Source organism: Agrobacterium tumefaciens (assembly GCA_025559845.1).
In the GTDB taxonomy this organism is placed as follows: domain Bacteria; phylum Pseudomonadota; class Alphaproteobacteria; order Rhizobiales; family Rhizobiaceae; genus Agrobacterium.
Window position 1 is genome coordinate 2,216,472 of sequence record CP048470.1, and the last position, 20,848, is coordinate 2,237,319.

17 protein-coding genes and 1 riboswitch are annotated in these 20,848 nt (G+C 55.2%); of the genes, 6 read left to right on the forward strand and 11 right to left on the reverse strand.

The window, feature by feature from the left end:
* Positions 1–21 precede the first annotated feature (21 nt).
* The 7 genes from FY156_26500 to FY156_26530 form a co-directional block, all read right to left on the reverse strand.
* Complete coding sequence (locus FY156_26500) at positions 22–780, reverse strand: ABC transporter permease (GenBank protein UXS04989.1); 759 nt, start codon at positions 778–780, stop codon at positions 22–24.
* Positions 781–910: 130 nt separating this feature from the next.
* Positions 911–1,013, reverse strand: a riboswitch (TPP riboswitch).
* Between the two features lie 36 nt (positions 1,014–1,049).
* On the reverse strand, positions 1,050–3,041 hold the full coding sequence (locus tag FY156_26505; protein UXS04990.1) for an alpha-glucosidase: 1,992 nt from the start codon (positions 3,039–3,041) through the stop codon (positions 1,050–1,052).
* Positions 3,042–3,044: 3 nt separating this feature from the next.
* Positions 3,045–3,899 (reverse strand): carbohydrate ABC transporter permease, encoded by an 855-nt coding sequence (locus FY156_26510; GenBank protein UXS04991.1) that lies wholly within the window; start codon positions 3,897–3,899, stop codon positions 3,045–3,047.
* A 5-nt stretch (positions 3,900–3,904) separates the two neighbouring features.
* Positions 3,905–4,816, reverse strand: coding sequence for a sugar ABC transporter permease (locus tag FY156_26515; protein UXS05261.1), 912 nt, complete (start codon positions 4,814–4,816; stop codon positions 3,905–3,907).
* Between the two features lie 179 nt (positions 4,817–4,995).
* Positions 4,996–6,231, reverse strand: coding sequence for an ABC transporter substrate-binding protein (locus FY156_26520; GenBank protein ID UXS04992.1), 1,236 nt, complete (start codon positions 6,229–6,231; stop codon positions 4,996–4,998).
* Between the two features lie 52 nt (positions 6,232–6,283).
* A complete protein-coding gene (gene ugpC, locus FY156_26525) occupies positions 6,284–7,360 on the reverse strand; it encodes a sn-glycerol-3-phosphate ABC transporter ATP-binding protein UgpC (protein UXS04993.1) in 1,077 nt (358 codons plus the stop codon).
* A 323-nt stretch (positions 7,361–7,683) separates the two neighbouring features.
* Positions 7,684–8,388, reverse strand: a complete 705-nt coding sequence (locus FY156_26530; protein ID UXS04994.1) for a GntR family transcriptional regulator — start codon at positions 8,386–8,388, stop codon at positions 7,684–7,686.
* A gap of 101 nt (positions 8,389–8,489) precedes the next feature.
* Between FY156_26530 and FY156_26535 the strand changes: the two genes are divergently transcribed.
* Genes FY156_26535 through FY156_26545 form a run of 3 tightly spaced genes read left to right on the forward strand, consistent with a single transcriptional unit; the run spans position 8,490 to position 11,064 of the window.
* A complete protein-coding gene (locus tag FY156_26535) occupies positions 8,490–9,647 on the forward strand; it encodes an LLM class flavin-dependent oxidoreductase (GenBank protein ID UXS04995.1) in 1,158 nt (385 codons plus the stop codon).
* A complete protein-coding gene (locus FY156_26540; protein UXS04996.1) occupies positions 9,647–10,540 on the forward strand; it encodes an oxidoreductase in 894 nt (297 codons plus the stop codon). Before FY156_26535 ends, FY156_26540 begins: the two co-directional genes overlap by 1 nt.
* Positions 10,540–11,064, forward strand: coding sequence for a flavin reductase family protein (locus tag FY156_26545; protein UXS04997.1), 525 nt, complete (start codon positions 10,540–10,542; stop codon positions 11,062–11,064). Before FY156_26540 ends, FY156_26545 begins: the two co-directional genes overlap by 1 nt.
* A 41-nt stretch (positions 11,065–11,105) precedes the next feature.
* Here FY156_26545 and FY156_26550 read toward each other — a convergent pair whose 3' ends face one another.
* The 4 genes from FY156_26550 to FY156_26565 form a co-directional block, all read right to left on the reverse strand.
* Entirely contained in the window at positions 11,106–14,246 is a 3,141-nt protein-coding gene (locus FY156_26550) for an efflux RND transporter permease subunit (protein UXS04998.1), read from the reverse strand.
* A complete protein-coding gene (locus tag FY156_26555) occupies positions 14,243–15,544 on the reverse strand; it encodes an efflux RND transporter periplasmic adaptor subunit (GenBank protein ID UXS04999.1) in 1,302 nt (433 codons plus the stop codon). Before FY156_26555 ends, FY156_26550 begins: the two co-directional genes overlap by 4 nt.
* 201 nt (positions 15,545–15,745) lie before the next feature.
* Positions 15,746–16,420: a glutathione S-transferase gene (locus FY156_26560; GenBank protein UXS05000.1), complete on the reverse strand. Its 675-nt coding sequence runs from the start codon at positions 16,418–16,420 to the stop codon at positions 15,746–15,748.
* A gap of 3 nt (positions 16,421–16,423) precedes the next feature.
* Positions 16,424–16,789 carry a winged helix-turn-helix transcriptional regulator gene (locus FY156_26565; GenBank protein UXS05001.1) on the reverse strand — a complete coding sequence of 122 codons (366 nt, stop codon included), beginning with the start codon at positions 16,787–16,789 and terminating at the stop codon, positions 16,424–16,426.
* Positions 16,790–16,997: 208 nt separating this feature from the next.
* Between FY156_26565 and FY156_26570 the strand changes: the two genes are divergently transcribed.
* From FY156_26570 to FY156_26580, 3 genes are read left to right on the forward strand one after another with little or no spacing between them, the layout of a single operon-like run.
* Positions 16,998–17,852, forward strand: a complete 855-nt coding sequence (locus FY156_26570; protein ID UXS05002.1) for an ABC transporter substrate-binding protein — start codon at positions 16,998–17,000, stop codon at positions 17,850–17,852.
* Entirely contained in the window at positions 17,849–18,979 is a 1,131-nt protein-coding gene (locus FY156_26575) for an LLM class flavin-dependent oxidoreductase (GenBank protein UXS05003.1), read from the forward strand. Before FY156_26570 ends, FY156_26575 begins: the two co-directional genes overlap by 4 nt.
* Positions 18,980–19,024: 45 nt before the next feature.
* Positions 19,025–20,842: a TRAP transporter large permease subunit gene (locus tag FY156_26580; protein ID UXS05262.1), complete on the forward strand. Its 1,818-nt coding sequence runs from the start codon at positions 19,025–19,027 to the stop codon at positions 20,840–20,842.
* Positions 20,843–20,848: the final 6 nt, after the last annotated feature.

Sequence of the window (20,848 nt, forward strand, 5' to 3'; positions counted from 1 at the left end):
TTCGGATTTCCTCCGCAAGTTTCAAGAATAAATAGGTTTTTTGACTTCGTGCGCCCAGGGAGCGAAGCCCTTGGTGGCTTGGTCGACAATCAGACGAAGCAGCACCGCCATCGCTGCCAGAATTGCCATCGCGGCAAACATGACGTCTGTTTGCATCCGGGCGTTTGACTGGATCATGACGAAGCCAAGGCCAGACGACGCTCCGACCCACTCGCCGATGATCGCGCCAAGCGGAGCAAGTGGCGCAGCAACGCGCAACCCGGAGACGAGCGATGGAAAAGCCAAGGGTACCCTCAACATGGTGAGGATCTGCCAATCGCTTGCCTGGGTCAGGGAGGCAGCATCCAGGATGTCGCGATCGGTTCTGCTGAGACCGTCGCTGAATGCGGATGCGACAGGAAAGAAGATGATCATTGCGGTCATGGCAACTTTCGAGGCCATGCCGAAGCCGAACCAGAGGACAAGGATCGGAGCAAGGACGAATACCGGAAACGCTTGAAGGACAATCACCATTGGCCACACAAGGCGTCCCAAACGTGGCATGGCGGCGATGAAGAATGCCACGGCAATCCCGCTGGCAATGCCCAATGCAAGGCCAATAGCCATCTCCGCCAAGGTCACGGCGGCCTGACTGAATAGGAAGCCGGATTGGCGCATGAAAACGCTGAAGACGTCGAATGGCGTCGGCAATATGTAGCGGGGAGGCGAGAGCAGCCATGTGCCTGTCTGCCATACAATCAGCAGGACCAGCACGCCGTGCAACGCATGAGCGGCTCGCATGTGACTAGCGGCAAACGGATCTAAGGTGTCGCGTGACAAGCAAACGGTAATGCAACATCATCAATCGATCTCCAGACATGACAATCACGGAGACCCAGGCAGAGCGGAGAAGAGAAAGAGTGTCCCATTGTAAGGCGACAGTTTCCGTTCCTACGCCGGTATGACCCGGATCAGGTTCAAGGGTCCGGCTCATCGCCATCTCAGCACCGTTCGGTGCTCCCCTCGGAATGGGTCGGAAACTGTCGCTTTTTTAGCTTTCTGTCAACGGCTCAGATCGTTAGTACGGCTTTGAAAATTGAGCTGAATGCACTTCCGGCGCGATAGAATACTGCTGGCTTGCCGAGTGGGGCATCTACTGTGACATTCTGGCCGCCCGCATAACGCTCACCGCTCCAAAGGTGCACCCAGTCAATATTGCCTGGCAGGTATAGCGATCGTTCATTTTCACCTGCTTTCCATACCGGAGCGACGAGCAGGTCTGCACCATAGAGATAGCTGTCCTGGATGGCGTAGGTTTCTCGATCGCTCTCAAAGTGCAGGAAAAGCGGACGCTGAACTGGCAGGCCGGTCTGTGCTGCCTCCGACGAAAGGGATTTCAAATACGGTGCAAGTGCAACGTAGATCGCCGTCATCCTTGCAAAGTGCTCAAGGACTTCGTCATCTTGGTCAATTTGAATGTTGTCACGGGGTCTGTTGCCTTCATGGGTTCTCATGACGGACGTAAAAGCAGCCATTTCCGCCCAGCGCATGAGCAGTTCCGGTGTCCTCACATTTCCGAACAGACTGGTGTAGCCACCAATGTCGGAATGGTGATAGGCGTTGCCAAGCAGGCCGGAGGAAAGCGCCCCTGACATGACCGTGACAAGGCCATCGTGTCGAGAAAAATCGACCGATTGATCTCCGCCCCACAGAAGCGGGCAGTGTGCCTGAACCCCGGTGAAGCCTGCTCGCATAAAAAACAGTGTCTCACCGGTCTTGCCGCGACTTTCAACAGCTCTGGCATTAACCTCGGCCCAGAGAGTTGGCCAGGCATTATGCATCAGTTTTGCATCCACGCCGTTGGCCAGGTGAATGTCGATCGGCAGGTATTCGCCGAAATCCGCCATCCAGCCGGACAGACCGAAGTCGAGCATATTCTTGCCGATGATTTCTTCGGCAAACCAGGTTGCTGCATCTGCATTGGTGAAATCGACAACGCCGCAGTCGAACTCCCCAAAATCGACCAGTGCAGTCTTTCCGTCATTGTCGGTTGCGAAGTAACCAGCTTTTTCAGCAATCGGAAACAGCGGGCCGTCAACGCAAAGGTAGGGATTGACGTAGCCGAGGAAACGAATGCCTTGATCGGCAAGTTCGGCGATCTTCTGGCGCAGATGCGGATAGCGTGTCTCATTGGCCTGCCAGTCCCAGAACAGGCGCGCACCGAACGAGGTCTGACGAAGGCCAACCCAATCTTCACACCATAGGCCGGAAACCTTGGTGCCAGCAGCCATGATTTTTTCCAGCCGCGCAAGGGAATTCACGCCGTCCTTCAAACCAATGATCGCGCCGTTATAAACCCATTCCGGCAGTTCGGGCTGGCGACCGAAACGCAAAGAGAGCATCGAGACGATATCGGCAAAGCTATCGGCTGAGAAAAACTCGATCTTTTCCGGAATTGCCCAGATCTCCAGCTCGTGAAAATCATCGCTCCGGAAATCGAAGACGGAATATGCGCTGGTCTCTATGTGGAGGGCGTATCTGCGAGACGAGAGGTAGGTCGGTTGGGGGTAATTGGTGTTGTAATAGTCACCCCCTGCCTTGCCACTGACGTCAGACTTGAATGTGATCTCTGTCGTCTTGTCGCGACCGACGCCCGGTTCGGAGGTCCAGAGCGGAAAACGCCGGCCACGCATGTCGAAGTAGGACATTTGCTCGCCACCACCCCACACATGCTCGTCAGTCTCCGCAACAGTCCGCAGCCAGAGGCGATTGATGCTTTCGTCAAGTGTCGTGAAGCGAAGGATGTTGCCGTCCAGCGTCAGTTGCAATCGCGGCGGCTGTCCCTCCGCAGATGCCAGCGAGATGGTATTGCGATCGACATCAGCGTGATGAAGCGGCGAACGTTCGACGACATAGTCTTCGATATCGAAGTTGCCGCGATACATATCCATCCGCTCCTGACCGAAACCGGCAAAGAATGCGGGGTTTTTTTGGGTATGGGTCAGGATCACGCGTCCGTCGATCGACAACGTGAATCCTTCATCAGTCTTTTCAAGTAACATGACTTAACCTTTTAGACCGCCTGCGGTGAGCCCGGAAACAACCCGCTCCTGGAAAATGACGATCAGGATTGCGACAGGCACAATGCCGACCACCAGCGCTGCCGAAATGACAGGCCAAGGGAAAGCGAACTCGCCCTGGTAGAGCTGAATGCCCACCGGAAGGGTGCGAAGAGCCGGGTTCGAGTTGAATGAAAGTGCCAGCAGAAATTCATCCCAGGCGTTGACGAAGGCAAGAATGCCGGCCGTGAAGACGCCAGGTGCACAGAGCGGCACGACCACCTTGAACAATGCGCCGATGCGGGTGCATCCGTCGATCATGGCAGCATTTTCGAGGTCGCGCGGGATACTCTCGAAGAAGGAAACCAGCATCAGTGTACACACTGGAAGCGAAAGCACCGTGTAGGGCAATATGAGTGCCGTCCAGCTGTTGAGCAGGTTGAGCGCGCGCATAATTTCAAATAGTGGAACCAGCAGGGTGACCAGCGGAAACGTCGATACTGCGATGATAAGCGAAAGAATCAACGCCCGGTATTTCAGGTTGAGACGCGCCAAGGCATAGGCTGCCAATACCGAAATCAGGATCGTTAATGCAGTTGAAAGCAACGCTACCATGAAGCTGTTGAAAAGAAACTGGTGCAGCGGTTGGTCGGAGAATGCCTGCATGTAGTTGGCAAGCGTCGGCACATGGGGGAGCCAGGTGATCGGTTTTGCCGTGAGTTCTGCCTCTGTCTTGAGCGATGTGAACAAAATCCAGATCGCAGGAAACAGACCGTTTACCAGAAGGATGGAGGCGGCAATAAAACGTAGCGGCTTGCCGGAAAAGAATGACGCGAGGCCGGAGGTGGCGACTGTGCTCATGATAATTACTCCTTGGCCCGGATAATGCGCAGATAGACGGCCGTCACACACATCGACAGCGCGAACATCATCACCGCAAGCGCCGAACCGTAACCGAGATCAAGGAACGATACCGTGTTTTGGTGGATGTACATGGCCAATGTCGTGGTCGAGGTGCCTGGACCGCCACCCGTCATCATGAACGGAATATCGAATGTCTGAAGCGCCGTGATCGTACGGAAGATAAGAGCCACGACGATGGAAGGCTTCAGAAGGGGCAGGGTGATTTCGAAGAATTGTCTGACTTTACCCGCGCCATCAACGTCTGCTGCCTCATAGAGCGACTTGGGGATGGTTTGCAGGCCGGCCAGGATCATCAGTGCCATGAAGGATGATGTTTTCCAGATGATCGTCAGGCAAATTGCAGCAAACGCCCAGTTAGGCGAATTGAACCAGATAACGCCTTCAAAACCCAGCCGGTTCAGGACATCGTTGACGACGCCATATTCATAATGGAAGAACCACGCAAAAATCAGACCGGCGAATGATAGTGGCAGCGCCCATGGAATGAGTAGCGACAGCCGCATGGGCCACTGCATCGTGAAGGGCAGGTTGGCGAGCAGCGCCAACCCGAGACCAACGAAAAGCGCTCCCGGCACGGTAATCAGCGTGATCAAGACCGTGTTCCAGGTGGTTTCCCAAAATACCGGATCATCGAACATCGCGACATAGTTTTCAAAGCCGATGAATTCTGCAGGCAAACCTGAGGTCAGAGAAAGGCTGAAGAAGCTCGTGTAGACCAGTCGCCCTACAGGATAGACAATGATAAGCGTCAAAAGGATTGCTGCGGGAGCCAGGAGCATCACCGCGAGAGGACCATCGCCGAGATCGAGCAATCGGACCCAGCGGGGTGGCTTTTTCTCGTCGATCCTGACCATGGTTCTTTCCGGCATCGTCACGTCTGCCACTCCTGCAACTGGATTCACGTCAGTCGTCTCCCGATCGGACCGACATGTCGTCTGGTCCGTTTTACCGCGTCTGTCGAGCGGTTGTCTGCTTGAGAAAGTGGGCCGGAAAGATGCGGTTTGTCATCGCGCGCTTTCCGGCCGGGTTTTTATCAGCGAAGAACGCGTCTGAGACGGCTTTCCATCTGTTTGGCGCCATCTTCCGGCGTCATGACGCCCGCGAGCACGCCATTGACAGTGGTGCGGATTGTTTCACTGACTTCATTGTAACGCGGTGTTACGGGACGGGCCTTCGCTGTTTCGACAACCGGCAGCGCATCGGCGAACCAAGGAATGGTCTTGGTCACTTCACCATCCTTGTAGAGCGAGGCATAGGTCGGCAAAAGTGCTGCATTGATTGCCATGAATTTCGAGACGTCCTCGCCCGACAGGTATTCGACCAGTTTCTTGGCTTCATCCTGATGTTCGGAATACGCCGACACGCCGAATTCCCAGCCGCCGAGGCAGGTTGCCTGTTCGCCACCCTTGACGGCGGGAAGGCGCGCAACACCGACATTGCCGGTAACAGCAGATTCCTTGCCCTGGAAATGGTTCCAGGCGTAAGACCAGTTTACTGCAAACAGCGCTTTTCCGGCCTGGAATTCCTTGCGGGTATCATCGGTTGCAACTTCGGAAATGTTTTTCTTGGCAACTCCTTCATCCACGAAGCTCTTCCAGAGCTTGAGCGAAGCGGTCGCCGCATTGCTGTCGAAGTTCAGCTTGCCGTTTTCAACCAGAGACTTTCCTTCGCTCCAGTAGGGAAGGAGGAAAGTGCAAACTGCGCCTTCGATCGCTTTTCCCTGGAAGGACAGGCCCTGCAGGTCGGGGTTCTTTTCACCTTCCATCACCTTCTTGGCAGCATCTTTCAGTTCGTCCCACGTGGTGGGCGGCTGAATGCCGTATTTGTCGAGAAGATCCTTGCGGTAATAAAGGAACATCGCGTCCGCAAAGGCAGGAAGGGCGACGATCTTGCCGTCAACCGTATTGGCTTCCGCGTAGGTCGGCAGATAGGATGACATATCCTTGCCGGAAAAATCGCTGGTCCAGCCGGCGGCTGCGAATTGTGCCGGACGGATGACGTCCAACATCAAGACGTCAAGGCTTGTGTCCTTCGCCGACATGATGGTGTTCAGGTACTGCGCCTGAGCTTCAGAGGTGTTGCCACCCGTCTCGATGGTCACCTTAACGCCTGGCGTTTTTGCCTCGTATTGGTCAAGCGCCTTGCGCCACACGTCGGGCTGGTGCTGGCTGGAGACGAAAATCTTGAGCTGCGTATCCGCCAGGGCCGGTCCTGTGAAGGCAAATAGGCCAGCGCAAAGTGCTGCTCCCGTCAAAGCTTTGAATTTCATGTTTTCCTCCCGTTTTGATATTCTTGCGACAACGGACACAGCCGTATCAGTATTAATGGATCGACCGTTCCGTCTGTGCGTCGAAGAGATGCACCTTGGAGGGGTCTACACCTATATTCATGATTTGCCCGGGTACGGGCCGCTCCTGTGGCGGCATTCTTGCCGTCAATGCAGCGTCGCCGAGGGTGAAATGGACCAGGGTGTCTGAACCGAGCGGTTCAACCACCTGTACGGTGACTGAAAGCTGGCTGGGAAAAGCCTCCGCCGGTCCGAAATGCTCAGGACGGATGCCCACGATGACATCGCGACCCTCAAGTGCCGTCTCACGCGTCTTGCGGACAGATGCCAAGGGTAGTCGATTTCCGTCACTGAAGAACAGGGTGTCGCCGGTCACCTTGGCCCTTGCAAAATTCATTGCCGGGGCGCCGACGAAACCGCCGACAAACACACTTTGCGGATTGTTGTAAACCTCGTCCGGCGTGCCAACCTGCTCGATATCGCCGCCCCGCAAGATGACGATGCGATCGGCCAATGTCATGGCCTCGACCTGGTCGTGAGTGACATAGATGATCGTCGTGCCCAGTTGTTGGTGCAGACGCTTGATTTCCGTTCGGACCTGTCCACGAAGCTTGGCATCAAGGTTGGATAGCGGCTCGTCAAACAGGAACACCTGTGGGCGCCTTACGATCGCGCGACCCATGGCGACACGTTGACGCTGGCCGCCGGAAAGTTGCCCCGGCCGACGATCGAGAAGGTGCTCGATCCCGAGCATCTTTGCAGCCTCGTCAATGCTGGCATTGGCTTGCGATGCGTTCACGCCACGTACTTTGAGGCTGAAACCCATGTTCTCGCGGACTGTTTTGTGCGGGTAGAGCGCATAGTCCTGAAATACCATGGCGATGTCTCGCTCACGTGGCGGCAGTTTGTTCACGACCCGGTCGCCGATCAGAACGTCACCGCCGGTGATGCCCTCGAGGCCAGCGACCATGCGCAATGTCGTTGATTTCCCACAGCCGGACGGGCCGACGAATACCACAAATTCGCCGTCGGCAATTTCGAGGTCGATACCTTTTACGATGCGCAGCGCGCCGTAACTCTTGTCCAGCTTTCGCAGGCTGACCGAAGCCATGTTTTCCTCCTCATGACCTGAAAGTCCGACGTCACGACGACGCTGCGGTCAATTCAAGCCTCCAATAACGGCGCATCGTTCCCGGTCGGAATCTGACCCGTCGCCGGGATGATGCCGTGGGGCGGCGAAACGCCAATCTCCCTTGGCTAGTGATATTACCGTTCGTTAATAGGAAATCAATAGTGTATCAATTTTATTTCTGACAGAAATCAAAAACTTGCAAGTTGTTGAATTATAGAAATATATCCCGGAATTATGTCGCATTGGGGGCGCTCCTTCCCTTGTCGGTAGTCAAATTTCGATATTGCTCTGTGCTGCTGAATTCAGCGCATACGGGACACGTAACGCGCAACGCTATGGTCAAACCATGTCCATGAAACTTCGGCGACTGTTCCGTCCTGTGCCTGGCTGAGGCGCAGGACGCGTGGCACAAGAGAGCCGGCGTTTTGTCCGAAAATTTCCGGTGTCCAGTCCGGCGTCTTGCCGAGATCGATCCGATCCTCGGCCTTCGAGATCCAGAGGTTCAGCCGTGTGCGGTAATATAGGTAGAGAGACTCCGAAAGGTTATCGAGAGTGATCTGGTCAACATATGAGCCGTCCAGCCAGATTTCCTCGATTGCTGCCGGTTTTCCAGAAATGCGGCGCAGGCGCCTGATCCGGTGGCCTTCGCTTGAGGCGCCGAAATCCGGAAGATCAGCGGGTTTTGCAAGTCTCTGCACGTCCAGAACTTCAGCCGTAGGCAAACCGCCGCCATTGATCAGTTCCAGTCGGAAAAACGCATAGACGCTTTGGGGATCGCTGACAGCGCGGATGTAGTTGCCGGACCCTTGAATGCGCTCCAGCAAACCGCGCTCCTGGAGTTCGGCGAGTGATTTACGCAACGTGCCAACCGCAATTCCCAAATCTGCCGCCATGTCCCGTTCCGGAGCGAGCTTTTCGCCATCAATCAACCGGCCCGCAGCGACCTCTCTCACCAGCATTTCTGCAATCTGCAGATACATCGGCAGACTTCCACCCGTGTTCTTCATGTTCGCTAAGCCTCCCGCCAAACAAAAATTGATACATCATTGATTTACATATTTCTTGATGTTATGCAAGAAAAACGAGAGCGGCATTGAGGAGGAAATGAATGACCGTCGTACCCGTAACATCCGCTGACATCGACGCTGCCGAGGTCTCCTGGTTCTCGGCGCTGTGCTCCGATGACTATGCCTATCTCGGCGTACCGGATGGCAGCCTGCGGTCGAGCTGGGAGCATTGCTCGGACATCGTCAAAAAGGCGGAGGAACTCGGATTTCGCAATATCCTTTGCCCTTCATCCTATCAGGTTGGGCAGGACACTTTGAGTTTTGTCGCGGGCTGTGCCCCGATCAGTGATCGTATCAATTTTCTTGCCGCGATCCGTTGCGGTGAGATGCAGCCTATCATGCTGGCGCGTACTGTCGCGACACTCGATCACATGCTGAAGGGCCGGCTGACGCTCAATGTAATCAGTTCAGATTTCCCTGGTGAAGTGGCCGATAGCGCCTATCGCTACAAACGCAGCCATGAGGTTGTACAAATCCTGCGACAGGCCTGGACGCGCGATACGATTGATCACGATGGCGAGATCTACCAGTTCAAGGGCATATCGACTGATCCGGCGCGACCCTATCAGCAGAATGGTGGTCCGCTTCTCTATTTCGGCGGTTATTCGCCTGATGCTCTGGAGCTTTGCGGCGCGCAATGTGATGTGTATCTGATGTGGCCGGAAACAAAGGACCAGCTAGCCGATCGCATGCGCGCTGCCAATGCGCACGCTGCCGCGCACGGGCGTACTTTGGACTACGGGCTTCGTGTCCACATGGTCGTACGTGACACCGAAAAGGAAGCGCGGGAATACGCCGATCACCTCGTCTCTAAACTCGATGACGAGTACGGGCAGCTTATTCGCAATCGCGCACACGACAGCGGATCGCTTGGTGTCTCGCATCAGGCGCGCGCCCGCGAACTTGCAGACAAGTTTGGTTACGTCGAACCCAATCTGTGGACTGGCATCGGACGCGCCCGTTCCGGTTGCGGTGCTGCACTCGTAGGATCCACCGATCAGGTGCTCTCGGCGCTGGAGGATTACCAGAAGATGGGCATCCGAGCCTTCATCCTTTCCGGTTATCCGCATCTTGACGAAGCCGAACATTTCGGCACCAAGGTTCTCCCACAAATGAAAACCTGCTCCCTGCCTCATGCCTATGGCCGGGTGCCCACTGAAACGCCTGCCACGCCGCTCGGCAACGGGGAACGCCACTGATGGAACGCGTCGCTCTTTCTGAAACACTTGAACTCAGCCGCATCGTTTATGGCATGTGGCGCATCGGTGATGATGGGGATACCTCTCCGGCCCATGTTCAGGCCAAGATCGAAGCTTGCCTTGCTCAAGGCATTACGACCATGGATCAGGCCGACATTTACGGCGACTATACCGCCGAAGCGATCCTTGGCGCCGGATTGAAGGCAACACCTTCGCTGCGCGATAAGATCGAGATCGTCACGAAATGTGGAATTGTAGCTCCCGTCGGTCGTCACGCCGCAGCTCGCGTGAAGCACTATGACACGACAGCCGGTCACATAAACGCCTCCGTTGATGCATCGCTAAAGGACATGGGAACAGATCACGTCGATCTCCTCCTGATCCATCGGCCAGATCCTTTGATCGATCCTGAAGAAACAGGCAAGGCGCTTGATGCACTCGTTGCCAGCGGCAAGGTGAAAGCTGTCGGTGTTTCGAACTTCCGTCCTTTTGACTTTTCATTGCTGCAATCGGCAATGAGCAATCGCTTGGTAACGAACCAGATAGAGTTGAGCCTCGTTGCTACGGAAGCCTTCACCAATGGTGATCTCGCCTTCGTTCAGGAAAAGCGGGTTTTCCCGATGGCATGGTCGCCGCTTGGCGGAGGTTCGCTCTTCAGTGCCGAGCGGGGAGAGCTGCTTGCCGCATTGGAACGGATTGGCAATGAGCAGGGTGTCGATGCCACTGCTGTCGCCGTCGCATGGCTTCTACGTCACCCGGCCAGGATCATACCTGTACTGGGAACCAACAATCTGGCGCGAATTGCTGCAGCATCTGACGCAACGCGCGTGACGCTCGATCGTCAAACGTGGTTTGAACTCTACACACTTGCAACCGGACGTGAGGTGCCGTGATGACAATGGTTGAAGCAGTCAGCATGCCCAACGAACATGTTTTTGTTCCAGGTGGTGAAAATAGTCGCAGTTTCCGCAATGCGCTTGGCGCATTCACGACGGGTGTCACAGTTGTGACTGCCACGACGGCGGACGGACCGATTGGTATCACCGTAAACAGCTTTGCGTCGGTGTCCCTCGATCCGCCTTTGGTTCTCTGGTCGCCAGCCAAGAGTTCGTCGCGCCATACCGCCTTCAACGACGCGACGCATTTCGCCATCCATGTGCTTAGCGCCGATCAGGATGCACTCTCCATGCGCTTCGTCAAAAGCGGTCGGGCTTTCGACGATCTGGCGTGGGAAACGAATGAGGAAGGTGTTCCGGTCATACCGGGCACTCTTGCTCGGTTCGAGTGCCGTCGCTCGGTGGCGCATGACGCGGGTGATCACACGATCATCATTGGCGAGGTGCTGCGGGCCGCACATCGAGATGGCGACCCGTTGTGTTTCTCCGGTGGTACCTTCGGCCGGTTTTCGAAGCAGTAATATTGGGCATTACCCACGGCCGCCGCTTTCTTGACCCTGGGTCAGGCGGCGACCGTTTCCGGTCGCTCGGGAAGATCCGTTTTTTCGGGCGCAGCCTGCTGCTCTTGCCTTTTTTTCCTGGAGAACCTCCGCTTCAAGAAACCGCCAAAGCGGTCCATCTCCACGAAAATCACAGGCGTGATAAAGAGTGTCAGCAGTTGTGAGACGATAAGTCCGCCGACGACTGCAATCCCGAGCGGCTGGCGCAATTCAGAGCTTGCGCCTGACCCCAGCGCGATAGGCAACGCTCCGAGCAGGGCACAAAACGTTGTCATCATGATCGGCCGGAAACGCCTTACACAGGCTTCGTGGATTGCACGGGGCGCCGGTTCACTTTTGTTGCGCATCAGTTCAACGGCAACATCGATCATCATGATCGCATTCTTCTTCACAATGCCGATCAGCATCAGTAGCCCAATCAACGCGATGATCGAGAAGTCCATCCCCATGACCTTCAGCGCTATCAACGCGCCAAATGCCGCTGCCGGTAAGCCCGACAAGATGGTCAGTGGGTGAATGAAGCTTTCGTAGAGCACTCCGAGAACGACATAGATCGTTAGAACTGCAGCAAGGATAAGTATCCCGGTATTGCCTTGGCTTTGCTGAAAAATTGCGGCTGTTCCGCCGTAACTGGTGAACACGTCCTGTGGTAGTCCGATTGTTGCCTTGATCTCATCGATACGCTTGGTCGCGTCAGACAGTGCAGCACCCTCCGGCAGGTTAAACGAGATTGTGGTGGAAACGAGCTGGCCTGTTTGGTTGATGGTCACCGGCGCCTGAGTTCGGGTCAACATCGCGAAATTGGAAAGCGGAACCAGCGCTCCCGATTTTGTGGAAAGAATGTTTATGTCGCTCAGGAAATCGTCATTCCAAGGTTTGGAACTGTCGAATTCAACGATCACATCGTAGCTGTCGCCGGTCGATTGGATCTGTGCGGCTGTGTAGCCGCCGAAGGACATTTCAAGGGTCTTGCGCAACTGGTCATTGGTAATGCCGAATGCGGCGGCCTTTTCCGGGTCGACCGTGATTGTTGCCGCGATAGCGCCATTCTGGGCGTCCGATGTTACGGCTGTGAATGCGTGGTCGCGGCGCATCGCTTCCATGAGCTTGCCTGACCACTCGTTCGTGGTATCCGCGTTCAGCCCTTGTACGACCAACTGGTACTGGCTGGCTGAACTTCGGCCGCCAAAACGCAGACTTTGCTGCGGGTTGATGTAGGTCCGGATACCGGCAATCTTGGAAGTTGCTTGACCAAGTTCGGCAAGTATCTGTGACAGAGGTGCGCGCTCCTCCTTCGGTTTCAGTTCGACGAACATCGAGCCGTTGTTCAGCGGATTGCGTGAGTTACCGCCGACAATTGAGGTCACATGCACGACAGCAGGATTCTTGCGGATCGCATCTGCGACCTGTGCCTGCAGATCGCGCATTGCACTATAGGAAATGTCTTCGCGTCCCTGCGTCGAGACAGAGAGACGCCCGATATCTTCTTGGGGGAAGAAACTTGAGGGCAGGGTTTGAAACAGTAGGGCTGAGGCGGCGATTGAAGCCAGAAAAGAAGAAAGGACGACCACGCGGTGAGACAGGCACCAGCCAACGGCTTTGCCGTAAAGACGTAAGGTACGTTCAAATCCCTGATCGAACCATCGGATGATAGCTGGTGGCTTGGATGAATGGCCAGAAAGTCGAGAGGCCAGCATCGGTGTCACAGTCAGTGAGACGAGTGCGGATGCCATGATCGCGAGAGTGACGACCATGCCGAACTCGTTGAACAATCGGCCGATAACGCCACCCATGAGGAGGATGGGGATGAAGACGGCAACAAGAGAGACGGACATGGAAAGGATTGTGCCGCTCACTTCGGCGGCGCCCTGCAGCGCTGCCTCACGCATAGGTAAACCCTCTTCATGGAGGCGCAGAATATTTTCCAGCATCACGATCGCATCATCCACGACGAGACCTACCGATAATGTCAACCCGAGCAGAGAGATGTTGTCGATACTGTAGCCGAGGACATACATGGCCCCAAAAGCGGTAATCAACGACAATGGTACGGCGAGGCCTGGAATGATCGTCGCAGTCAGATGGCCTGTGAAAAGATAAATGACAGCCACGACAAGGCCGATGGTCAAGAAGAGCGTGAATTGAACGTCCGAAATGGCGTCTTTGATCGCAGTCGAGGCGTCGTTCATCACGTTGATATTGACGGACGGTGGCAATTGTTGACGAAGCGAGGGGAGCTTCGCTTTGATCGCGTCCACAACGTCTACCGTGTTGGCATCCGGTTGGCGTTGCACGGCGAGAATGATGGCCTGTTCGCCGTCGAACCAGCTTCCGGCGTCGGTGTTGGCGATGCTGTCTGTTACTTTTGCGACGTCGCCAAGATGGATCGGAGCGTCATTATGAGTTGCAATTACCAGTGAACGGAAGGCGTCGGCGTCGGTGCGCTGTGTGTCTGCCTGTATCGTCAGTCGCTGAGCATCGTTTTGCAATGCTCCGACCGGGGCCTGATTGTTTGCCTGTGCGATTGCCGTCGTCACCGTATCGACACCAAGCCCACGCGCCTGGAGCTCTGCTGGGTCGAGCCCAACGCGCACCGCGTAGGTTTGTGCGCCGTAGATTGAAACCTGCGCGACACCCGAAATTGTGGACAGAAGTGGCGAGATGATATCCTCGGCGATCTCGTCCACCTTGCTCGTCGGCATCTCCTTGCTGTTGACTGCCAACAACAAAACTGGAGCATCCGCAGGGTTCGTTTTGCGGTAACTCGGCGTCGTTGTCATGTTGCTCGGCAATTGCCGTTGCGCGCGAGAAATGGCTGCCTGAACGTCGGCCGCGGCAGCATCGATGTCGCGGTTCAGATCGAACTGCAGCACGATGGAACTGTTGCCAAGTGTATTGGTTGCGCTGATTTCACTCACGCCCGGAATGGTATCGAACTGCTTGACCAGAGGTGTTGTCACCGACGTTGCCATCGTCTGCGGCGACGCACCGGTCAACGATGACGAAACACTGATTGTCGGAAAATCGACCTTAGGCAGTGCCGCAACAGGCAGAAGTCGGAAACCGGCAAGGCCGGCCAGAATGAGCCCGATGGCAAGCAAGGTCGTCGCAACAGGGCGATTGATGCAAAAGCTGGGTATCATTGGTCACCAGCCGTTTTCCGGGAGAGATTGTCGGCAAGCGTGTTGTGATCACCCGCCTTGCCAGAGAACTGCTCATTGACGAATTGTCCGTCTGTCAGTTCTGACTGGCCTTCGACGATGACATGTTCGCCACCGTCAAGGCCGCTTGCGATTGCGGTGAGGTCAGCGTTCGAGCGGGCTACCTTCACTTCGTTCATGTGAACATGATGGCTTTCATCAACTGTATAGACGAAATCACCTTTCGGTCCCGGGCGCACCGCGACCGTCGGCAAGACGATCATCTCCTTGTTTGACGTGAAGTGGGTGGTAACGTTGACAGACTGGCCGGGCCACAAAAGACCGCGATCGTTCTTGAATTCGGCCTTGGCGAGAACTGCGCCTGATGTCTGGTCGACCGTGTTGTCGTAGAAGCGCAGAGTGCCGTGCAGAGCTTCGCCGCCGGTTGCTGCAGGATCAACATCGACGACCGTATCCTTCTGAAGACCTTCTCTAAGTTCTGGAAGATAACGCTGAGAGAGCCGGTAGCTTACCGAGATGGGATCGTATTTGGTGATTGTCACAACGCTGACGCCGGCACTTAGATAGGCTCCGGGACTGACACTGATATCGCCGAGCCTTCCGTCGAAAGGTGCGCGAATTTCCATGTGCTCAAGGGACACCTGATCGGCGGCAAGTGTAGCGCGATCAGCACCAATCTTGGCGTTCGCCGAGTCACGCGCTGCCCGAGCCTGGTCGAGTGCCTGCTGTGATTCCGCGCTTTGTTTGACGAGGTTGGCAGCGCGTTGGAATGCTGCCTCCGTCTGTTCAAGTGTCGCCTGGTCGGCTGCGATATTTGCCTTGTCTTTATCGACTGCTGCGCTCGCGATGCGATCATCCATTTTAAGGATGAGATCACCTGCCTTGATGTGCTGCCCATCATTCGCAGAAATCTGCGTTACCAATCCTGCCTGAAGCGGCGCAATGTTGGTTATGTCTGCGGCCACCGCCCAGCCTGTTGCTGACACGTCCATCGGCAGTGTGTCTTTGCCGGCTGCGATGGTGCTGACGGTCGGCGGACCGCCGTTGCGACGGCCTGCGCCCTGCCTTTGACCGCCTTGCTGGCGTCCACTTTCCGTCGTTGCCGCCTGCTGACTTGTTCCAGGAACGGTGTGATCCGTATCAGGTAGCTGTTGGTGAGAGGCTGGTTTGGCAAAATTCTTGAGGTAGGGGATCTCGTCAAGAGGTAACCGATCCCTGTAGGTCCATGCGCCTGTCGCCACAACAGCAACGACGCAAACAGTGGTCCAGAAACGTTTCATCTGGCAATTCCGCTAGATCAGCAGGTCATGCTTCCCGAACATGCGCGGCAAGCCTTTGTGTCGGCTTTATTGCACAAGACACCCAAAGGCCCGCGAAATCACCTTAAACTTTTGTAATGGCTCGCACCCGAGGATATGCGTGAAGGACCCGGCCTAGCAGCATGAACCGATGTTCTCGTAGGTGCTGCCCACAAAGAACCTCTATTTCGTCATGCGCGTGGACGTTTCAACGACATCTGTAGAATCCACGATGCCGGGGATATCTGTCGTAAAAAAGGGCACTTTGTATCCTTGCCGCACACCCTCGTTTTCGGCAATGTTTCGGTACCATTGTAGAACATGGGGAAACTCTGAAAGTTCGATCTTGTGACGTGCGAAGCGGGACACCCATGGCCAAAGTGCGATGTCGGCGATGGAGTAACTGCCGGCAACGTAATCGAAGCCCGCCAGTCTATCGTTCAAAGTTGCATAGAGCCGGCGTGTATCGAGTGCGAAACGGTCTTCCGCGAATGGCGCGCTTCCGGCGTTATACGTCAGAAAATAATGGGCGTAGCCCAGCGTAGGGCCAAAATTTGAAGATTGCCACATCAGCCATTCTATGACGGAAAGCCGTAATGTGTCGTCGCGTGGCAAGAGGCGACCGGTTTTCTCTGCAAGGTAAAGCAGAATTGCATTCGATTCCGTGAGAACCGTTCCGTTGTCATGATCGACGATCGCCGGGATTTTGGCGCCAGGATTGATCCTCAGATAATCAGGCGAAAATTGCTTCCCCTTCTCAATATCTATCGCATGTACGCAGTAGGGAAGGCCGAGTTCCTCCAACGCAATTGATATCTTCAGTCCGTTAGGGGTGATCCAGGTGTAGAGATCGATCATGGCTTAGTCGAACATCGGTTCGTCCATCCGGAAATCCCGCAACGACTTCTTTCCGGTCACATCGGATAAATCGTTGTAGAATCCGCGCAATGTCGAGACCAGATCGACAATACGGGGGTCGGTCACCCGGTAAATCACTGCTTTACCCTCACGCGTCCCGTCTATTACGCCTGCTGCGCGCAATTCCGATAGCTGCTGCGACAAGGTCGGTTGTTGTATCCCGAGTTCGAACTCAAGAGCTGAAACAGAAGCCTCCCGTTCCATCAGGTAACAGACGATCGCCAAGCGGTTGGCATTGGCAATCAATTTCAAAAGGTCGCTCGCTTCGCCGACGCTGCGACAAATGCGATTTGAGATCGGTTTTGTCATTTGAATAGCCGCTTTTCACATTATAAAAACATAGATTGTATTTCCTTTAATTTCAACGTGCTGATTTCCGTTTCGATCCGGTGCGGTAACTTTTTTAAAATCGATAAAGAATATGGATTTCTCTTTCCTTTGTTGCTCACTTCCCGCGAAAATGTTCCTCGCAAACGATCTATAAAAAAGTAGATTGATCTGGAAATGAGGTGGCGTCATGAAAATCGGGGTACATCCCAATAATCTCCATTTGCGGCTCGCCCGGCTTTGGCCGGATGCGTTCAAGTCGTTCGATCCTGAGTTCGTACTTTACAAGGAAGGAAGGGATACAGCGTCCTTGCTTGAAAAGGGTGATATCCACTTCGGTGGAACCGGATCGACCCCACCAATTGAGGCCGATGCCCGAGGGCTTGGAGTAGCCTATATCGCTGCATCCGCGCCAAGGCCCGCCAACGGTGCGATACTTGTCCGCAAGGACAGCCACATCCGCTCTGTTGCCGATCTAGTGGGGCGGGATATTTCACTGATTGACGGCTCGTTCCATACTTACCTTCTTGCTCGAAGTCTCGAAGGCGAAGGACTGGGCTTATCCGACGTAACAAGGATCGAAAGCGGTGACAGCGATTCACTGCGAGATCTCGTAGACGGGCGGGTCGATGCATGGGTTACCATGTCTCCACGGCTTGAGAAGGCTCTTGATCACGAGGCTTTGCGTGTCCTTGTTCGTTGCGGCTCCACAATTCCGAACCGTTCCCTGTTCTGGACGCTTGGGCATCACGAATTTTCTGCCGAAAAGGTCGCGGCCGTTGCCTGCGAACTTGATCGCATTGGTCAGTTGGTTATGGCGGATATAAAAGGAGCGGCTGCCCTTCTTGCCAACCAATCAGGCAGCGAAGGGGATGCACAATTCTGGGAAAAAGTGCTTCGCTCTCGAGATCTCTCTGTTGGTCCGGCAACGCCGGAAATCCTTGCTGAACAGCAGCAGGAAGCCGACACGCTCTACCGACATGGACATTTCAAGTCACCGGTGCAGACCGGGGTGTCGCTCGAAAGCCTTGGAGTGAAAAATTGAACGTTTTCTGGTACATGTGCGCTCCAGATGGTGCCTATCCCTGGCAGCCCGAAGGTTCCCGCAAGGTTGATCTCGGCTATTACAAGCAGTTGGCGCTTGCTTATGACCAACTCGGTTACACCGGCGCCTTGTTTGCGACGGGGGCCCATGATGTCTGGGTCCTGGCTGGTGCACTTCTGTCCTATACGGAGCGGTTGAAGCTCCTGGTCGCGATCCATCCAGGGCTCGTTGCGCCGACACTGCTTGGTAAAATGGCAGCAACCTTGCAGGAGTTTTCACGCGGGCGGTTGTTGATTAACGTCGTCTCAGGCGATGCGAAAATGCTTGGCGCTTACGGGATGACGATGCCGCATGACGAGCGCTACGACATGGCCGACGAATACCTGCAGATTTGGCATCGGCTGTTTTCTGGCGATACGGTGAATTTCGACGGAAAGTATTTCAAAACCGAGGGAGCAAAGCTTGCACTGCCGGTTGGACAGGGAATTGAGCCACCGCCATTGTGGTTCGGCGGATCGTCAGACAAGGCGATCGAGGTTGCCGCAAAACACGTTGAAACCTATCTTTCCTGGGGTGAAACGCCGGAACAGATCGGAGCGAAAATCGAGATCGTAAAGGCACGCGCCGAAAAACTCGGGCGTAACCTGGAATACGGTATACGCCTTTATGTTATCGTGCGTGATACGGACGAAGAAGCATGGGAAGCGGCTGCCGACCTTTATAAAAGGATGGACGCAACTGCGATTGCCGCCAATCAGCGCTTTGTCGGGAAAACGGATTCTGTTGGCCAGCAGCGTATGACTGCGCTTCATGGTGGCAACAAGCCACAGGATCTCCGCGATCTGGAAATCGCGCCAAACCTATGGGCAGGTATCGGCCTTGTGAGACCAGGTCCTGGGACAGCCATTGTTGGATCACCTGACACAGTTATCCGCACACTTGAGGCTTATCGCAAGGCGGGCGTAGAGACCTTCATCCTGTCCGGGATGCCGCTGCTTGAGGAAGCGTTTCGCTTCGGCGAAAAGGTTTTACCGCGACTTGACGTTTCGCGAGAGATATCTGCTGCAAAACAGTTTACCTGGTCGACCCTGTTTGATCGTGACCTTACTGCGACAAAAGCATCGTGAAACAGAGATTGCTAAACCGGAACTCCAATCATGACGGCAACCCCAGTGAGCACTACAACACCGAAACATTTCTCGATTGCCACCATATTGGGTAGATCGCTCGCTTTTTTTGATTCCGTGCTTGGCGCGGTTGCGGCCGCACTGCTCGCTGCCCTCCTTATTGTCGTGCTGACCAATGTTGCACTCCGATACATATTCCATACAGGCTTCATCGGAGCGGAAGATCTGGGTATCTGGCTGCATGTCGCCATGATCGCTGTCGGCGCTCCGCTCAGCCTGAAAAGCGCGCTTGCCATGCGCCTCGATGTGTTCGTGCGCTTTTTGCCTGATCGACTTCATCCGGCCACCGAAATGCTAGCTGACGCCTTCTCGTTCGTCGCTGCCCTGATATTGTTGTTTGGCGGATCGGAGATCGCCACGATGCTGGGTGGTACGTCGCCTACACTCGGTCTACCGGAATGGATACGTTTCGGTTTTCTGGGAGCGGGAGGCGGACTTATCCTTACCTATCTTGCCTTGCAGCGTGCCTCGGAAGGAAAGTCACTGCAGGTTATTCTATCGCTGGTCATCTCAGTGATCGCCTATTTCGGTTTGCCATTCGTTTTCTTCGATACGACACTTCCCCCGAGCCTTTTCCTGGCTCTGACAGCGGCTCTCGGGCTAATTCTCGCCGCGCCGCTCGCCCATGCGTTTCTCGCTGCAGCCTACGTCGCGATCGCATTTGGCAGTTCACTGCCTGAGCCTGCGATTGTCTCCACGACTGTGACGGGAATGTCGAAATTTCTGTTGCTTGCTATCCCGTTCTTCCTGCTTGCGGGAAGCCTCCTGACAGAATCGGGTGTTGCAAACCAACTCGTACGTTTTGCCGCCTCGATGGTCGGTCATCGCCGTGCTGGTCTTGCACAGACAACCTTGCTGACGAGCGTGCTGTTTTCTGGCGCCTCCGGCTCGTCGGTTGCGAACGCAGCCTTCGGTGCATCGACATTTCAGCCGGAACTCGTGCGGCACGGTTATCCACCCGCGCAGGCTGGTGCGATTATCGCCGCAACATCAGTCCTTGATAACGTCATCCCCCCGTCCATCGCCTTTCTCATTCTGGCAACCGCGACAAATCTTTCCGTCGGTTCTCTTCTCGTGGGCGGTTTTTTCGCCGGTGGATTGATGGCTTTGTGCCTTGCTGTTGCTATCCATTTCAGCGTGCGCACGGTTGATACGTTGCCGAGGGCAAATGGGCAGGAACGCTGGCGTTCTGCCGTCGCTGCAATTCCGGCGTTCGGCCTTGGAATAATTGTTGTCGTCGGTATTCGTATTGGGATCGTGACGACGACCGAGGCCGCTGCACTGGCGGCACTCTACACGCTTTTTCTTGGTTTCGGTTACAGGCTTGGTGCCAAACGCATATTCACAACGTTTCGCCAGTCCGGGGCCGAAGCTGCCGCCATCGGTTTGTTGATCGGTACGGCTGGGCCGTTTGCTTTCCTGCTCGCAGTGGATGATGTGTCCGGCCTTGTCACCGATTTCGTCACGATGCTGGGGGGGAGCAAGATCGCAGTGCTTCTGCTTTCGAACGTGATCCTTCTTGTCGTTGGACTTGTACTGGATATCGGTGCTGCAATTCTATTGTTTGGGCCGATCCTATTGCCGGCCGCCGTTGCAGCAGGGATCGACCCCATACACTTCGGTGTCATTCTCGTGGTCAATCTGATGATCCATGGCCTGACGCCACCGCTCGGGATGCTGATCTTCGTCGTAAGCGGTGTAACGCGTGTTCCGGCGACTGCGCTTTTCAGGGCAGTTGTTCCCTATCTTCTTTCTCTTCTCGTTTCCCTCGCGATTCTGTGCGTTTGGGCGGTTCTTTTCTGAAATCGG

Bases quoted from the DNA above. Each gene is read 5' to 3' on its own strand.
- FY156_26500 (UXS04989.1), bottom strand. From the start codon at position 780: ATGCGAGCCGCTCATGCGTTGCACGGCGTGCTGGTCCTGCTGATTGTA.
- FY156_26505 (UXS04990.1), bottom strand. From the start codon at position 3,041: ATGTTACTTGAAAAGACTGATGAAGGATTCACGTTGTCGATCGACGGA.
- FY156_26510 (UXS04991.1), bottom strand. From the start codon at position 3,899: ATGAGCACAGTCGCCACCTCCGGCCTCGCGTCATTCTTTTCCGGCAAG.
- FY156_26515 (UXS05261.1), bottom strand. From the start codon at position 4,816: ATGGTCAGGATCGACGAGAAAAAGCCACCCCGCTGGGTCCGATTGCTC.
- FY156_26520 (UXS04992.1), bottom strand. From the start codon at position 6,231: ATGAAATTCAAAGCTTTGACGGGAGCAGCACTTTGCGCTGGCCTATTT.
- ugpC (UXS04993.1), bottom strand. From the start codon at position 7,360: ATGGCTTCGGTCAGCCTGCGAAAGCTGGACAAGAGTTACGGCGCGCTG.
- FY156_26530 (UXS04994.1), bottom strand. From the start codon at position 8,388: ATGAAGAACACGGGTGGAAGTCTGCCGATGTATCTGCAGATTGCAGAA.
- FY156_26535 (UXS04995.1), top strand. From the start codon at position 8,490: ATGACCGTCGTACCCGTAACATCCGCTGACATCGACGCTGCCGAGGTC.
- FY156_26540 (UXS04996.1), top strand. From the start codon at position 9,647: ATGGAACGCGTCGCTCTTTCTGAAACACTTGAACTCAGCCGCATCGTT.
- FY156_26545 (UXS04997.1), top strand. From the start codon at position 10,540: ATGACAATGGTTGAAGCAGTCAGCATGCCCAACGAACATGTTTTTGTT.
- FY156_26550 (UXS04998.1), bottom strand. From the start codon at position 14,246: ATGATACCCAGCTTTTGCATCAATCGCCCTGTTGCGACGACCTTGCTT.
- FY156_26555 (UXS04999.1), bottom strand. From the start codon at position 15,544: ATGAAACGTTTCTGGACCACTGTTTGCGTCGTTGCTGTTGTGGCGACA.
- FY156_26560 (UXS05000.1), bottom strand. From the start codon at position 16,420: ATGATCGATCTCTACACCTGGATCACCCCTAACGGACTGAAGATATCA.
- FY156_26565 (UXS05001.1), bottom strand. From the start codon at position 16,789: ATGACAAAACCGATCTCAAATCGCATTTGTCGCAGCGTCGGCGAAGCG.
- FY156_26570 (UXS05002.1), top strand. From the start codon at position 16,998: ATGAAAATCGGGGTACATCCCAATAATCTCCATTTGCGGCTCGCCCGG.